The 15807-nt window shown below is 72.1% G+C and carries 11 protein-coding genes; 9 read left to right on the top strand and 2 right to left on the bottom strand.

Annotation, left to right across the window (positions count from 1 at the left end):
* The first annotated feature begins 110 nt into the window (after positions 1–110).
* From recC to VFZ70_07580, 5 genes are all read left to right on the top strand, one after another.
* Complete coding sequence (recC, locus tag VFZ70_07600) at positions 111–3602, top strand: exodeoxyribonuclease V subunit gamma (GenBank protein ID HEX6255664.1); 3492 nt, start codon at positions 111–113, stop codon at positions 3600–3602.
* On the top strand, positions 3599–7024 hold the full coding sequence (locus VFZ70_07595) for a UvrD-helicase domain-containing protein (protein HEX6255663.1): 3426 nt from the start codon (positions 3599–3601) through the stop codon (positions 7022–7024). The genes recC and VFZ70_07595 overlap by 4 nt, the downstream gene beginning before the upstream one ends.
* Positions 7021–9147, top strand: coding sequence for an AAA family ATPase (locus tag VFZ70_07590; GenBank protein ID HEX6255662.1), 2127 nt, complete (start codon positions 7021–7023; stop codon positions 9145–9147). The genes VFZ70_07595 and VFZ70_07590 overlap by 4 nt, the downstream gene beginning before the upstream one ends.
* A gap of 510 nt (positions 9148–9657) precedes the next feature.
* On the top strand, positions 9658–9909 hold the full coding sequence (locus VFZ70_07585) for a hypothetical protein (protein ID HEX6255661.1): 252 nt from the start codon (positions 9658–9660) through the stop codon (positions 9907–9909).
* Positions 9906–10358: a type II toxin-antitoxin system VapC family toxin gene (locus VFZ70_07580; protein HEX6255660.1), complete on the top strand. Its 453-nt coding sequence runs from the start codon at positions 9906–9908 to the stop codon at positions 10356–10358. Before VFZ70_07585 ends, VFZ70_07580 begins: the two co-directional genes overlap by 4 nt.
* 111 nt (positions 10359–10469) lie before the next feature.
* Here the strand turns inward: VFZ70_07580 and VFZ70_07575 are convergent, their stop codons facing one another.
* Complete coding sequence (locus tag VFZ70_07575) at positions 10470–10889, bottom strand: DUF2399 domain-containing protein (protein HEX6255659.1); 420 nt, start codon at positions 10887–10889, stop codon at positions 10470–10472.
* A gap of 234 nt (positions 10890–11123) precedes the next feature.
* Between VFZ70_07575 and VFZ70_07570 the strand changes: the two genes are divergently transcribed.
* Complete coding sequence (locus VFZ70_07570) at positions 11124–11564, top strand: carboxymuconolactone decarboxylase family protein (GenBank protein ID HEX6255658.1); 441 nt, start codon at positions 11124–11126, stop codon at positions 11562–11564.
* Between the two features lie 714 nt (positions 11565–12278).
* Here VFZ70_07570 and VFZ70_07565 read toward each other — a convergent pair.
* Positions 12279–12665 carry a VOC family protein gene (locus VFZ70_07565; protein HEX6255657.1) on the bottom strand — a complete coding sequence of 129 codons (387 nt, stop codon included), beginning with the start codon at positions 12663–12665 and terminating at the stop codon, positions 12279–12281.
* Positions 12666–12849: 184 nt separating this feature from the next.
* On the opposite strand from VFZ70_07565, the gene VFZ70_07560 reads away from it, so the two are divergent.
* The 3 genes from VFZ70_07560 to VFZ70_07550 are packed head-to-tail and all read left to right on the top strand — an operon-like array spanning position 12850 to position 15662.
* Positions 12850–14004: a Re/Si-specific NAD(P)(+) transhydrogenase subunit alpha gene (locus VFZ70_07560; GenBank protein ID HEX6255656.1), complete on the top strand. Its 1155-nt coding sequence runs from the start codon at positions 12850–12852 to the stop codon at positions 14002–14004.
* Between the two features lies 1 nt (position 14005).
* Positions 14006–14296, top strand: coding sequence for an NAD(P) transhydrogenase subunit alpha (locus tag VFZ70_07555; GenBank protein HEX6255655.1), 291 nt, complete (start codon positions 14006–14008; stop codon positions 14294–14296).
* Position 14297: 1 nt separating this feature from the next.
* Entirely contained in the window at positions 14298–15662 is a 1365-nt protein-coding gene (locus VFZ70_07550) for an NAD(P)(+) transhydrogenase (Re/Si-specific) subunit beta (GenBank protein HEX6255654.1), read from the top strand.
* The last annotated feature ends 145 nt before the right edge of the window (positions 15663–15807 follow it).

Below are 15807 nucleotides of genomic sequence, written 5' to 3'. Positions count from 1 at the left end.
GCTGGCGGCCTCCTTCCGGATGTCCACACCCTGCAACGTCGCGAGCCCGGGCTCCCGTAGAGTGACGCCTGGTCGTGCTATCCGGCGGGGGTCGTCACGGAGGGAGTCGTTTGCTGCACATCCACCGCGCCGAGCGCGCCGACCAGCTGGTCGGTGCCCTCGCCGACGTGCTGCGGGAGCCGCTCGCCGATCCGCTGGCGACCGAGGTCGTTGCGGTGCCGTCGCAGGGGATCGAGCGGTGGATCTCACAGGAGCTGTCGCGGCGGCTCGGTGGCGGGGCGCTCGGCGCCGATGGGGTGTGCGCGAACGTCGCGTTCCCGTTCCCGGGACGCCTCATCCGCAACGCGGTCGCGGCCGGCAGTGGCATCGATCCCGAGGACGACCCGTGGCTGCCCGGCCCGCTGACCTGGCCGTTGCTGGCGATCGTCGACGAGGACCCCAAGGCGCCCATGCTCGGGCCGCTGCGGGCCCACGTCGGCGCCCCACGCGGTGATGTGGACGACATCGACCCGTCCCGCCGCCTCAGCGCGGTCCGCCACCTCGCCGACCTGTTCGACACGTACGGCGTCCACCGCCCCGAGATGGTCGTCCGGTGGCGCGAGGGCGTCGATGTCGGCCCGGACGGGACCCCGCTGTCGTCCCGCCACCGTTGGCAGCCGGCGCTGTGGCGCGCGGTCCGCGAGCGGATCGATCTGCCCAGCTTCGCCGAGCGCCGCGCGTCCGCGATCGACGCGCTCTGCGGCGACGGCGACCTGCTCGATCTGCCGCCTCGCCTGGCGATGTTCGGGCTCACGACGCTGCCCGCGACCTACCTGCGCGTGATCGCGGCGATCGGTGCGCACCGCGACGTTCACCTGTTGCTGCTGCACCCGTCCCACGACCTGTGGGACCGCGTGGCCGCGGCCGTCGCCGTCGACCTGCCGGACCACCCGGCGACCAGCGCGCTGCCGCTGCGCGACGACGATCCGACCGCCGTGCTGCCCCGTAACCCTTTGCTGCGCTCGTGGGGGCGCGACATCCGCGAGTTGCAGCTCACCGCGCCATTGGCGGCCGCCACGCTGACCCACCACGACGTCGACGAACCGGCTGACGACGCCGACCGGACGTTGCTGCAGCGACTGCAGCACGATGTGCGCGCAGACCGTCACCCCGGGCCCCGTACCGCGGACGACAGACCCCGCCTGTCTCCCGATGACCGGTCGGTCCAGGTCCACGACTGCCACGGTCGGCTGCGCCAGGTCGAGGTGCTACGCGACGCGATCCTGCACCTGCTGGCCGACGACCCGACGATCGAGCTGCGCGACATCATCGTGATGTGCCCCGACATCGAGGTCTTTGCACCGCTCGTCACCGCGGTGTTCGGTGCCGAGGCGGTGACCGCCGACCACCGCGCCGACGCCGACGCTCATGCGCCGGACGCCCCGCCACCGCTGCGTGTGCGTCTCGCCGACCGCGCGCTGCGGCGCACCAACCCGGTCCTCGAGGTCATCTCACGGGTGCTGGAGCTCATCGACGCGCGGATGACCGCATCCGAGGTGCTCGACCTCGTCGCCCGACCACCGGTCCGGGGGCGGTTCGGCTTCACCGACGACGACCTCGACGCACTCGAGACGTGGATCGGCGACCTGCAGATCCGGTGGGGCTTCGACGCCGACCACCGCCGGCGCCACGGGCTCCCCCCGCTGGATGCGCATACGTGGGCGGCGGGCATGCGCAGGCTCCTGCTCGGTGCCGCGATGGCCGACGAGGACCTCCGACTGGTCGGCGGGGTCGCCCCGTACGACGGGCTCGAAGGCCACGCCACCGACCTTGCGGGGCGCCTGGCCGAGCTGGTCGCGCGGCTCGACGCCACCGTCGGCGACCTGGCGGGAGCGCGTCCGATCGACGCGTGGCGTGACGCGATCGTCGCGGCGGCCGACCGCCTGACCGCGACGTCGGCCGACGACGTCTGGCAGCGCCTCCAGCTGCACCGCATCCTCGTCGACCTCGTCGACGAGGCGACCACCGGCGGCGGGACCTGCCCGGTCGACCTCAGCCTGGCGGAGCTACGGGTCGTGCTGGCTGCACAGCTGGCCGGCCGGCCGTCGATCACGAGCCACCGCACCGGCGACCTGACGTTCTCGACGCTCGTGCCGATGCGTTCGGTCCCGCACAGGGTGGTGTGCCTGTTGGGCATGGACGACGGCGTGTTTCCCCGTTCGACCGTCCCCGACAGCGACGACCTGCTCGGACTCGCGCCCCGCGTCGGCGACCGCGACCCGCGCTCAGAGGACCGCCAGCTGCTGCTCGACGCCCTGATGGCCGCCACCGACACCCTGGTGGTCACCTACGCGGGACGGGACGTGCGCACCAACGAGGACCGCCAGCCCGCGGTACCGGTGGACGAGCTGCTCGACATGCTCGACCGCACCGTCGCGGTCGACGATGGTCGCCCCCGCGACCACGTCATCACCCGTCACCCGCTGGCCGACCACGACCCCCGCAACTTCGTGATCGAAGACGCCAGATCGTCGGTCGCCCCGTGGGGGTTCGACACCGCCGCACTCGCCGCCGCCCGCGCCCGGGTGGGGGAGCGGACACCGCCACGCCCGTTCATCGACACGCCGCTTCCGGACCCGCCCGGCGACACGATCGCGCTCGAGGACCTCGTCGACTTCCTGACCCACCCCGCGCGGGCGTTCGTGCGCCGACGTCTCGGGTTGTCGCTGCCCGGCGACGACGCAGAACCGACCAGCGAAGCCATCCCGTCCACGCTGCGGGGCCTCGACGCCTGGCGGGTCGGCGACGCCATCGTGCAGGCGTGGCTCGACGGCGAGGACGCCGCACGCGCGGTCGAGGTCGTACGGGCCAGAGGTCTCGTGCCGCCGGGCGACCTCGCGACCGCCGACATGCAGACGGTCACCGAGCGCGCCCGACGCATCATCTCGCTGTGCGAGCGGATCGGCATCGAACCCGCCACGCCGCGTGTCGGCCGGGACGTCGACGTCACGCTGCCCGATGGACGTCGGCTGACGGGCACCGTCGCCGACACGGTCGCGGCGGGGGTGCTGTCGGTCGGCTACTCGAAGGTCTCGCCGAAGCGTCGCCTCGCGACCTGGGCGCAGTGGCTGGCGCTCGTCGTCTTCGACCCGACGACCCGGTGGAAGGCCGTCACCGTCGGACGTCACGCGTGGAGGTCCAACCAGGCCCAGGCCGGGGTGCTCGAACCCGTGCGCCTGCCATCGGACGACCACGGCGCGACCGCTCTCCACCTCCTGCAGCGACTCGTCGATCTGTTCGACCGGGGCATGCGCGCGCCGATCCCGCTGTACTGCGACAGCTCCGCCAAGTCCGCTGAGCAACGCCGGCGGGGCGAGCCGCCGACGAAGTTCGTCGACAAGGAGTGGGAGACCACCAGCTACGCACCGTTCCCGCGCGAGGACGTCGACCCCTACCACCTGCTCGTCCTGGGTGGGCAGATCCCGACCGAGGCGCTGTTCGCCGAGCGCTGCATCGACGCCGACGAGGCCTCGTGGGTCGACGATGACGACCGCAGACTCGTCGCCTACGCCTGGCGGCTGTGGGAGCCGATCCTCGACACCGAGCAGACGAGAACCCTGTGAGCGCGCCCGTCCTCGACGATCCCGCGCCGTTCGACCTCGCCGGCCCGCTGCCGTCCGGGACGGTCGTGCTCGAAGCGAGTGCCGGCACCGGCAAGACCTACACCATCGCCGGGCTGGCCACCCGCTGGGTCGCCGAGACCGACGCGCGGCTGCCCAGCCTGCTGATCGTCACCTTCACGCGCGCGGCGACAGCGGAGCTGCGTGACCGCGTCCGCGCGCGCCTCGTCGAAGCGGCCGACCACCTCGAGGCCGTGCTCGCCGGTACGGCGACCGACACCGTCGACCCGGTGCTCGTTGGCCTCGCCGACGGCGACGACGCGCGGGTGCGGCTGCGGCACACGCGCCTGGCCCGCGCGCTCATCGACGTCGACGCCGCGACCATCGCGACCATCCACGGCTTCTGCCAGCACGTGCTCGACGGGTTCGGGATCGCCAGCGACCTCGACCGCGACGCCGAGCTGGTCGACGACCTGTACGACCTTGTCGAGGAGGTCGTCGACGACCTGCTCGTGTCCACCTACGTCGAACAGACCGACCACCCGCGCATCCAGCGCACCGCGCTCGTCGAGCTCGGGCGCGCCGTCGTCGGCAACCCGGGCACCCGCCTGGCGCCCCGCGCGCCCAACGACCCGGAGGCCGGATTCCGGCTGCACCTGGCCACCGAGATCCGCGCCGAGGTCACCCGACGCGCCCGGCAGCGGCGCCTGCTGTCCTACGACGGCCTGCTGACGCAGCTCGACCGCACGCTGCGCGACCACGACCTCGGGCCGGCGGCGCGTGAGGCGCTGCGGCGGCGTTACCACGTCGCGCTGATCGACGAGTTCCAGGACACCGACCCGGTGCAGTGGAGCATCGTGTCACAGGCGTTCGTCGACGCTGACGGTGACGGCAGCAACGGACGGGCGCTGGTGCTCATCGGCGACCCCAAGCAGGCGATCTACGCCTTCCGGGGCGCCGACGTCCACGCCTACCTGCAGGCCTCCCGGCAGGCGCACCGCCGCCATACGCTGGGTACCAGCTGGCGCGCCGACGCCGGGCTGCTCGACGCGTGCGCCGGGCTGTTCGCCGGCGCCACGTTCGGCCACGAGCAGATCCCATTCCGCCCCGTCGGGTGCGCGCCCGGCCACGACGCCCCGCGCCTGGCCGGCGCCCCCGATCCGACGCCGTTGCGGCTGCGGCTGGTGCCACGCCACCCGTCCCTGCCGGTCTGGTCGCGCAACAAGCCGAGCGCGTCGGACGTCCGTGAGCTGATCGCGGCCGACGTCGCCGCCGACATCGTCGGCCTGCTCGACGCCGCACCGCAGCTGGTCGACCGCGACCGGCACGGCGTAGAGACGTCACGCAGCCCGTTGCGTCCCAGAGACGTCGCCGTGCTCGTACGGACCCACAGCGAGGCCGGGCTCGTGCAGCGTGCGCTGGGTGCCGTGGACGTGCCGTCCGTCGTCGGCGGCGCCGGCAGCGTGTTCGCCACGCCCGCCGCGACCGACTGGCGTCGCCTGCTCGACGCGCTCGAACGACCCGCGTCGGCCAACCGCGTGCGCACGCTCGCGCTGACGAACTGGATCGGTTGGACGGCCGACGACCTGGCCCACGCCGAAGAGGCGGCGCTCGACGACCTGCACGAGGCGGTCCACCGCTGGGCGCGGCTGCTCGCCGATCACGGCGTCGCCGTGACGGTCCGCACCGTCGAGCTGGAGCGGGGCGTTGCGCAGCGACTGCTCGCGACCGACACGGGTGAGCGGCTGCTGGCCGATCTCGATCACATCGGCGAGCTCGCCCACGCAGCCGCGGCCGCGGAGCACCTCGGCCCGCCGGGAATCGCCGCGTGGCTGCGCGACCGGATCGCCGAGGCGTCCGACGAGTCGAGCGACGACCGGTTGCGGCGGCTGGAGACCGACCGCGATGCCGTGCAGATCTCGACCATCCACGGCGCGAAGGGGCTGGAGTTTCCGGTCGTGTACTGCCCGTTCCTATGGTCGTCGAGCATCCGCCCCGGCGACACCCCGGTGTTCCACGACGAGCACGGCGGGCGTCATCTCGACGTCGGCGGCGACCACCCCGATCACGCGTCGCACAAGGCGGCCGCCGAACGCGAGCTGCAGGGCGAGGAGCTGCGTCTGATGTACGTCGCGCTGACCCGGGCCAAGCACCAGGTGGTCCTCTGGTACGCCCCCGCAGGCATGCCGGAGTGGTCCGGGCTCGGCCGGCTGCTGCTGTGCCGCAACGGGGACGGCCCCATCACCGACATGGAGGCGCCGATCCCTGACGACGACCAGGCAACCGCAGCTGCAACCCGGCTCGCCGCACGCGCCGACGGGACCATCGCCGTCGAGACGGTGCCCGAGCATCCGTCGAAGGCCGCGTGGCGCACCGACCGCCGCGCCGACGTCAACCTCGACCGCGCGCGGTTCACCCGCAGCCTGGACGATGGGTGGCGCCGCACGTCCTACACCGCGCTCACCCGCCTCGACGACCCCGCCCCACGTGTCGGATCGGAGCCCGAGGAAAGCGTCAAGGACGACGAGACCGCCGGACCCGAGCCGATCGACACGGCCGACGCTGATCCATCCGGATTGCGTGACGTCGCGCTGCCGCTCGCGGACATGCCCGGCGGCACCCATGTCGGCACGTTCGTCCACCGCGTGCTCGAACACACCGATTTCGCCGCCGCCGATCTGTCGTCCGAGCTGGCCGGCGTCATCGATGCCGAGCTGCACCGCACGCGTCTCGACCTCGACCGCGACGCGCTGGCGGCCGGGCTGCACGCCGCGGTGCGGACCCCGCTCGGACCTGCGTTCGGCGACCTGGCGCTGCGGGACGTGACATGGGGCGACCGGCGGGATGAGGTCGGCTTCGAGCTACCGCTCGACGGGCTCGCCGGGGACGACCGCGACACCGGCGCCCCTGCCGCCACGATCGGTGACGTGCTGCGCCTGCTGCGCGACCACCTGCCCGGCGACGATCCACTGGTCGGCTACCCCGACACCGTGCAGGACGTCCTGCTGCCGCGGAGCCTGCGCGGCTACCTCAACGGCGCGATCGACCTGGTGCTCCGGCGTGACGTGGACGGCGCGCCGGTGTTCCACGTCGTGGATTACAAGACCAACTGGCTCGGCACCGTCGGTGTGCCGCTGACCGCGTGGGATTACCGGCCCGCGGCGCTCGTCGGGGCGATGGCGCACGGGCACTACCCGATCCAGGCGCTGCTGTATGCGGTGGCGGTGCACCGCATGCTGCGCTGGCGGCTGCCCGGCTACGACCCCTGCACACACCTTGGGGCCATCGGCTACCTGTTCCTGCGGGGCATGGTCGGTCCGGACGCGCCAGCCCCCGGCGGTATCCCGTGCGGGGTGTTCGCGTGGACGCCCCCGGCGGCACTGGTGGTTGCCGCCAGCGACCTGCTGCACGGAGTGGCGCTGTGAGCGTCGCCTCGGTCCCTGTCGCAGAGAATCACGAACCGTGGGACGCCGGTGACGCCCGCATCGTGGCGGCGCCGCCCGAGGACCTGCGCATCTGGAACCTCGCCGGGATCCTCGGACCCGTCGAGGTCCACGGCGCGCGGACCCTCAGCCATCTCGTCGACGACGACCGGCCTGAGGTGCTCCTGGCCGCCGCGCTGGCCCTGCGCGCCCCGCAGCACGGTCATGTCTGTGTCGAGTTCGGCACCGTTGCCACCACCACGATGATCGCCGAGGACGCTGTCGTGGACCCCGACGACCTTGCGTGGCCCGAGCCCGACGCGTGGCGGAACGTGCTCGCCGACAGCCCACTGGTCCGGGTGCGCCCCGAGGGCACGCCGAGCCGTGAGGAGCTCGAGCCCGAGCAGGACAGACCGCTGGTCCTGGTCGGGGACCGCCTTTACCTCGACCGTTACTGGCGCTACGAGCGACGGGTCGCAGCAGTGCTTGCGGCACGGGCACAACGGGTCGTCGACGCCGACCCCGCCCGGGTGCGCGAGGTCCTCGAGCGGCTGACGCCGCCATCGGACGAACGCCCCGACCGGCAGCGCCTCGCCGTGGCGACCGCCCTGCGCCGTCACCTGACCGTCATCGCCGGCGGTCCTGGCACGGGCAAGACCCACACGGTCGCGCGTCTGCTCGCCGCGGTCCACGAGCTCGCCGACGGTGACTGGCCGCAGGTCGCACTCGCGGCGCCGACCGGGAAGGCGGCCGACCGCCTGACCGCGGCGCTCCGCGACGCGGCGGCAGACCCGCAGCTCGCGGTCAGCTCCGAGGTGCGGGGGCGGTTGCGGACCGTGGAGGGTTCGACGCTGCATCGTCTGCTGGGCTGGCGGCCGGGGAGTGCGACGCGGTTCCGTCATGATCGCAGCCACCGGCTGCCCCATGAGCTGGTGATCGTCGACGAGACGTCGATGGTCGATCTGCCGCTGATGTCCAAGCTCGTCGAGGCGCTGCGCCCCGACGCCCGGCTCGTGCTCGTCGGTGACCCCGACCAGCTCGCGTCGGTCGAGGCCGGGGCGGTGCTGGCCGACATCATCGGTCCGGTCGGCGACGAGCTGCGCATGTCCGACGAGCACCGCAGGGCGCTCACGGCGATGACCGGCGAGCCGCTCGGCGATGCTTCTGCCGGCGGGCTGCCGCCGGCCGGGGCGTCGGTCGATGCGGTGGAGGACGACGTGGTTGACGACGTGGCGGGTGGTGTACCGGGTGGTGCATCGGATGGGCCAACGGCGCCGCCCGCGGCGCGGCGGTGCGGTGACGGCGTCAGTGTCCGCCCCGCCCGCCCCGGCGGCATCGACGATTCCGTCGTCGTGCTCGGCACCGTCCGCCGGTTCGCCGCCGGCTCCGGAATAGCCCGATTGGCGGGTGCCATCCACGCGGGCGACGGCGACGAGGTCCTCGACGTGCTGCGGTTGGAGGCACCCGACGTGACCTGGATCGAGGCGACCGGTGAGGCCACCGACCGCCGTGATCTGACTGACGTCCGTGAACGCGTCGTTGACGTGGGTCGCAACGTCATCGCGGCGGCGCGCGCAGGCGATGCCGCCAGGGCGCTCGACGCCCTCGATCGGGTCCGGATCCTGACCGCGCACCGCCACGGCGCCGTCGGCGTCGACCGCTGGGTGCCGCTCGTCGAGCGCTGGCTGACCCGCGGGGTCGACCAGTACGACCCGGCAGGACGGTTCCCCGTCGGCCGTCCCGTGATGGTGACCCGCAACGACCCGCACCTGCGGCTGTTCAACGGCGATGTGGGTGTCGTCGTGCGATCGGGCGACGCGGTCGCGGTGGGCTTCCGCGGCGGCGACGGCGTCCGCCGGTTCGCGCCCAGCCGGCTCGAGGACATCGAGATCGTCCACGCCATGACCATCCACAAGAGCCAAGGCTCACAGTTCGGCCATGTCGTGATCGTGCTGCCCGAGGCGACCTCGCAGATCCTGACCCGCGAACTGCTCTACACCGCCGTCACGCGGGCGCAGCGGGGCGTGACGGTGATCGGCACCGCGGACGCGGTGAGAGCCGCGGTCGACCGCCGCGTGGCGCGGGCGTCGGGGTTGCGTGGGACGCTGTGGCGGGACGTGGGCTAGATCATGCACAGGCGCCTGCATCACGATGGATGATGACGTTGTCGCCGAGCTTGATCGGCGGGCCGGGCGTGGGCGGCGCAGCGCCGCGACGCCCGCCGGGCGGGATGACGTGGCGCGGGTGCTGCTGGACTCGCCGGTGTTGATCGACGCGCTACGCGGACGTCCCGCCGCCGATCGGTGCGGCAGGTGCGTCGGGTCGGTGATGAGTCGTGGGTCTGTGCGATCGGCGTCGAGGAGATCTGGCGCGGCGCACGTCCCGAAGAGCATGCGACCATCCGCAGGCTGTTCCGCGGCGTGCGATGTGCACCGCGGGGGCGTGGCCGAGGGCGAGCGGGCTGGACAATGGCGTCGGGAGCCGGCTGCGTCGGGGGTGACCGTGCACCCGTGACGACGATGAACATGACCACGACTGCCACGCACGCCGCACCACGTGGGCCGCAACGAGGCCGCCCCCACGTTCTCTGCCGAGGGTGTTCATCGCCCGGACATGTGCATGCTATGCTCATGCTCATGGCTACGCTGACGAGGCGACTGCAGGTCCTGATCGACGAGCGCCGCTTTGCGCAGCTCGAGCACATCGCGCGTGAGCGCGGCACGACAGTCGCGGCGCTCGTGCGCGAGGCACTCGACCAGGTCTATGCCCAGCAGCCGATGTCCCACCGAACGGCCGTGGAGCGGTTCCTGGCACGCGAACCGATCGACGTCGGCTCGTGGGACGACGCGAAACGTGCGATCGAGGACGGCATGGATCGCGGCGCGTGACGCGCGTCCTCGTCGACACCAACGTCTTCCTGTACGCCCGCGGCAGAGCCCACGACTACCGGGAGCCGTGCCGAGCGGTCCTACGAGCAGCCGCCGCGGGGTCGATCCGGCTCGAGGCCAGTGTGGAGGTCGTGCAGGAGTTCGCGCATGTCCTCATTCGTCGTGGCGTCGACCGGTCGTCGGCCGTCGCCCAGGCACAGGAGGTCAACGCGCAGTGCCTTCTGCACGCCTTCGATGAGGACGTGCTGACACGGGCGCTGACCCTCGTCGCCGACTACTCGACGCTTGGCATGCGTGACGCAGTCCACGCCGCAACCGCGCTCGGCGCGGACATCGCGCAGGTGGTCAGTGCGGATCGCATCTTCGATGGTGTCGAGGGCATCACGAGAGTCGACCCACTCGATCCTGGCGCGCCGTGGAACCTGACGGGGCGATCAGTCGACGTGTGAGCTCGCAACGACCATCGGTACGACGTTGCCACTGCTCCCACGCGACGGGTGACGGATGTTCGGCGCGCGAGTGTCGCCCCCCGTCCGCGCGGCGACGACCGTCCGTTGCGTCTACGCCCCGTCGAGGTCGGTGAGCAGGTCTGCCAGTACGTGCTCCTCCTCGACCTTGCGCGCGGACGCCTGCATCCGCGTGGTCAGCGCAGGATCCCACGACGCGGTGACAGGCCGCCCCGACAGCACCGCACCCAGATCGGCGGCGACCGCCGTCGCGTAGTCGGCGGCGCAGAACCGCCACGGCGTGACCGGCAGGCGCCGCATCAGGCCGTTGGCGATCACCACGCCCGGCCAGTCGGTGGTAGCGCAGCTCGGCGCCGGCCGCCGCGAGCTGCCGTAGTGGGATGACGCGGCGGCGAACAGCGGCACGGTCACCGCCAGCACGCGCTCGCCGCCCGACGCCGGGCCGGTCGCGTGCCGCCACTGCCCGTCGACGCGGCGTTCGATGACGAACCGGTGCCAGCGCCGGTAGTCCAGCGCCGCGGCGAGGTGGTCGCGCCACGTCCCCGCGTCGTCGGCGGCGACGGCCGCGGCGGCGATCGTCGCACCCAGCGGCGTTCGAGGCCGGCCCCGATCTGCTGCGGACGTGACCCCGACGTCCGCGGGCGATCGGGCCCGAGCCGGAGGACCTTGGCACCCGACGTAGGAGTAGCCTGGGCGATGGTGAGGTCGCGCGCCGGCGTCGTGCGTCTGCGCGTGCGGGAGGGTGAAGTGAGCGACGTATACACGACCTGGACCCGTCTGCGGGAGTCGATGGGCCAGCTCGGCGCCGCCCTCCCCGGACCTGTCGAGGGTCTCGCGTTGCTGCAGAACGCGGCGTTCGTCGACGGTGACCTTCCATCGAAGACCAAGGAGTTGATCGCGGTCGCCGTGTCGGTCGCGCTGCCCGAGGACCGGCTGATCCCCGTGCACGTCCATGACGCGATGTCCACCGGCGCCACCGAGCAGGAGATCATGGAGGCGGTGGCCGTCGCGATCCTGATGGGCGGTGCGACGGCGGCCGTGCGCGCCACCGGGGTGCTCGATGCGATCGACGCGTTCCGTGATGGCGGAACGATGGCACGACACGCCACCATGCGCGCCGCTGCGGAGAGGGCGGGGCTGGGCCACATGTTCTACGGCCAGGACGGCGACGATGCCGGACTGGGCTGAGGGATGTCGGCCGGGCGCAGCTGGAAGAAGGCACCCGCCCCAACGGCCAGGTGAACCACGTCCGTGTGGCGGGTACATCGAAATCGTGCGGCTCGATCGCCGACGTCACCGGATCCAGCGGCCGCAGAGGTCACAGCCGGCGCGCGATCGATAGCGGCCAACGGGGGGACACGTGACGGACACCGACAGGCTCACGGCCGACTACACCGCACTTGAGGCCGCAACAGGGGCCGTGGTCCTCGCACGCCGACGGCTGCGAGCCGTGCGCCGTGCGCGCATGCTCGGCGGCGCCGGGAAGGCGGACGTCGTACTCGCCAAGCAGTCGCTCGGTGCAGCCCGCGCCGAACTGGCCGCGTGCCGCGCCGGCGCCGGCTGGAGGGTCCGGAGGCCGAAGCGCCGATTCCGACGACTGTCAGCGACGACGGGGGGAGTCCGCATGCTGCGGTCTCGTGCCACAGCGGCGACGAGCTCCCGTGCTCTGATGGTGGCCAGCATGGCGACGTTGGCCGTTGTTCTGCTCGTCGCGCAGTGGCCGATGCGGGGGCCTCGTCTGTTGGGTCCCGGTGGATACATGGCTCATGCTGGAGATGTGCTGTTGATGGCGGCGACGGCCATCGCGGCGGTCGCTGTGCTGAGGTGGAAGTCCTAGCTCGCTCACTGGTACGCGACTGCGTGGCGAGCAGCAGGGTGCGCGCCCCCTCGACGCCAGCGAGGTCACGACGCGCTGACCAACTCGATCAGGTGCCCGTCGGGGTCGGCGACGTAGGCGGTGCGCTGGCCCCAGGGCCGGTCGTGCGGCGCCGTGACGGCGTCGGCGCCGGCCGCCACGAGCTCGGCGTAGGCCGCGTCGACATCGTCGACCTTGAAGCCCAACTCGAAGCCGGGCGCGTCCGGGCGTGGGGGATGCAGGGCATCGACACGCAACGTCGTGGCCATCGCCTCACGCTCGTACAGCGACATCCGGGTCACCCCGGTCGAGAACTGCGCGTAAGGTCCTGACCGGTGGCCGAGTGGCAGCCCCAGCACGTCGGCGTAGAAGCGCACCGACCGATCGAGGTCGGCCACGATGAGGACGATGTAGTCGGGCGCTGACAGCTGCACGTTTCAGCAGCCTACGCGCGTCGGCCGTGCCCGACGGGCTGCTCGAGGAGCGTGCGCACCGGCGCGACACTGCGGCCGGCCCGTCCGGCGTCCACAGCCACCCGGGTCGCAGGCCGGACCCGTGGCATCATGAGCCCGGTCTGTCGGACGCCTGTCGTGCGGTGTCCCGACGAGAGGGCGATGTGTGAGAGTGGGAGTTCCGCGAGAGCGGGGTCCGGGTGAGCGGCGCGTCGCGCTCACGCCGATGGCTGCGTCCTCGCTGATCGCACGCGACGTCGAAGTGGTGGTCGAAGCCGACGCCGGTGCGCTCGCGGGTCACCTCGATGGCGCCTACACGGCGGTCGGCGCCGAGATCGTCTCCGGTGAGCGCGAGGCGTGGGACGCCGACCTGGTCATCCGCATCGGCCAGCCCATGCCGTCGGAGATCGAGCGATTACCGCAGGGCGGCGCGATCGTGGGGTTCCTCGCGCCGTTCTCGTCGACCGACATCCTGTGGCGCCTCCACGAGCGGCACGCATCCGCACTCGCGTTCGAGGCACTCCCACGGGTCACGGCCGCCCAGGCGATGGACGCGTTGTCCTCCCAGGCGACCGTGGCCGGCTACGCCGCCGTGCTCGAGGCCGCCTCCGCGTCGCCGAAGTTCTTCCCGATGCTCACGACCGCGGCCGGGACCGTGCCACCCGCCAAGGTACTGGTGCTGGGCGCAGGCGTCGCCGGGCTGCAGGCGATCGCGACCGCCCGTCGGCTCGGTGCGGTCGTGTCCGCCTACGACGTGCGACCCGAGGCGGCGGAGCAGATCGAGAGCCTCGGCGCGCGCGCTGTCCGCCTGGAGGTCGAGGTTGAGGCCGCGAAGGGTTACGCCCGGGAGTTGGCGGAGGATCAGCAGACCCGCCAGCTCGAGTTGCTCACACCCCACGTCGCCGATGCCGACGTGGTGGTCACGACGGCCGCCGTGCCGGGGCGGACGGCGCCCATCCTGATCACGCACGAGATGGTCCACCGGATGCGGGCGGGGGCGGTGATCGTCGACACCGCCGTCGTGTCGGGAGGCAACTGCGAGGTGACCTACGCCGGCGAACGGCGCGTGCACGGCAACGGGGTGATCATCTGTGGTCCCACCGACCTGCCCAGCCGCGTCGCCGCGGACGCGAGCCAGATGTACTCCCGCAACGTGCTCGCGCTGCTGCAGCGGGTGATCGTGGAAGGCGAGCTCGTGATCGACCTGGACGACGACATCGTCTCGGGCGCGTGCGTCACCCACCGTGGCGAGGTGCGCCACGAGCTGTCGCGACGACTTCTCAGCGGCTCGGCGTCCGACGCGTCGGAACTGGAGGGTTGATGTGGCACCTGACCTGATCACCAGCCTCACGGTGTTCGTCCTCGCGACGTTCGTGGGCTTCGAAGTCATCGCAAAGGTGCCGCCGACGCTGCACACACCGCTGATGTCGGGTGCGAACGCCATCTCCGGCATCACCCTGATCGGTGCGATCACCGCGGCGGGCATCGAGCAGGAGACTCTCGCCATCGTGCTGGGCACCTTCGCGGTGTTCGTCGCGACGGTCAACGTCGTCGGCGGATTCCTGGTGACCGACCGGATGCTGCAGATGTTCCGCACCGAACGGCGGCGTTGACATGCTGCCACTGCTGTATCTCGCGTGTGCGGCGGCGTTCATCATCGGACTCAAGATGCTGTCGTCGCCTCGGACGGCCCGCAGCGGCAACATCCTCGCGGGGCTGGGCATGCTCGCCGCTGTCGTCCTGACGCTGTGGTACTCCGACATCGTCAACTGGACCGCGATCGTGGCCGCGGCGGCCGCTGGCGCGGCGGTCGGTGTCGTGTGGGCGCGCATGGTCGCCATGACCGCGATGCCCCAGATGGTCGCGGCGCTCAACGGCTTCGGCGGCGCAGCGTCGGCGCTGGTGGCCGCTGCCGAGCTGACGGTCCGGGACCCAGGACTCCTGCGCTTCGACGTGCAGGTGACTGCGCTGCTGGCCCTCGTCATCGGCGCCGCGACCTTCTCGGGAAGCTTCGTCGCGTTCGGCAAGCTTCAGGGCCTGGTCTCCGGACGTGCGCTCGTGTACCGGGGGCAGGTCGTGGTGAGCGTCGTGATCACGCTGGTGGCGGCCACGGCCGGGCTGGCGGCGTTGACGACCGGGCGAGTACTGCCGTACTGGGTGGCGGCCGGGGTCGCCCTGGTGATCGGCGTGCTGATGGTGCTGCCGATCGGCGGGGCCGACATGCCGGTGGTCGTGTCGCTGCTGAACTCGCTGTCCGGTCTGGCCGCCGCCGGCACCGGCTTCGCGATCCAGAACAGCGCGCTGATCATCGGCGGGGCGCTGGTCGGCTCCGCTGGGTTCATCCTCACCGTGCAGATGTGCGACGCGATGAACCGCTCGTTGCTGCAGGTGCTCTTCGGGGCGTTCACCTCGCCGGCCGCCGCGGTTGCGGCCGACACGGGCGATCGGGCCGTGAAGAGCGCCACCCGTGAGGACGTGGCGATTGCGGTGGCCTACGCCGACCGGGTCCTGATCGTGCCCGGCTACGGCCTCGCCGTCGCGCAGGCGCAGCACGACGTCCAGAAGCTCGCCCGCGAACTGGAGGCACGGGGCGTCGACGTCGCGTACGCCATCCATCCGGTGGCGGGACGGATGCCCGGGCACATGAACGTCCTGCTCGCCGAGGCCGACGTCGCCTACGAGAAGCTGCTCGACCTCGAAGAGGCGAACCAGCGCGCCACGCTCACCGACGTCGTGCTCGTCCTGGGGGCCAACGACGTGGTCAACCCATCCGCGCGGGACGATCCGAGCAGCTCGATCTACGGGATGCCGATCATCGAGGTCGATCGCGCGAAGACCGTGGTGGTCGTCAAGCGCAGCCTCGCGCCGGGCTACGCCGGGATCGACAACCCGCTGTTCTACGCGGACGGGACGATGATGTTCTTCGGCGACGCCAAGGAGGCGCTGCAGACCATCACCGACTCGCTGTCGCTGGTCTGAACCACGCCACTGCCGCTCGTCGCGCTGGCCAAGGCACCCGTGCGCAGGCGGTTGTGCGTTGACGTCCCCGCGTTCGGGAATGCCATGCCGGCCCGAGCCGCCCGGACGCAGTGACGAGAGGCCTGTCGCAACGGCTCAAGCTCGT

It is taken from the genome of Euzebyales bacterium (assembly GCA_036374135.1).
Lineage (GTDB): Bacteria > Actinomycetota > Nitriliruptoria > Euzebyales > JAHELV01 > JAHELV01.
The sequence above is the reverse complement of the archived record's forward strand: the minus strand, read 5'-3'. Positions and strand labels throughout refer to the sequence as shown.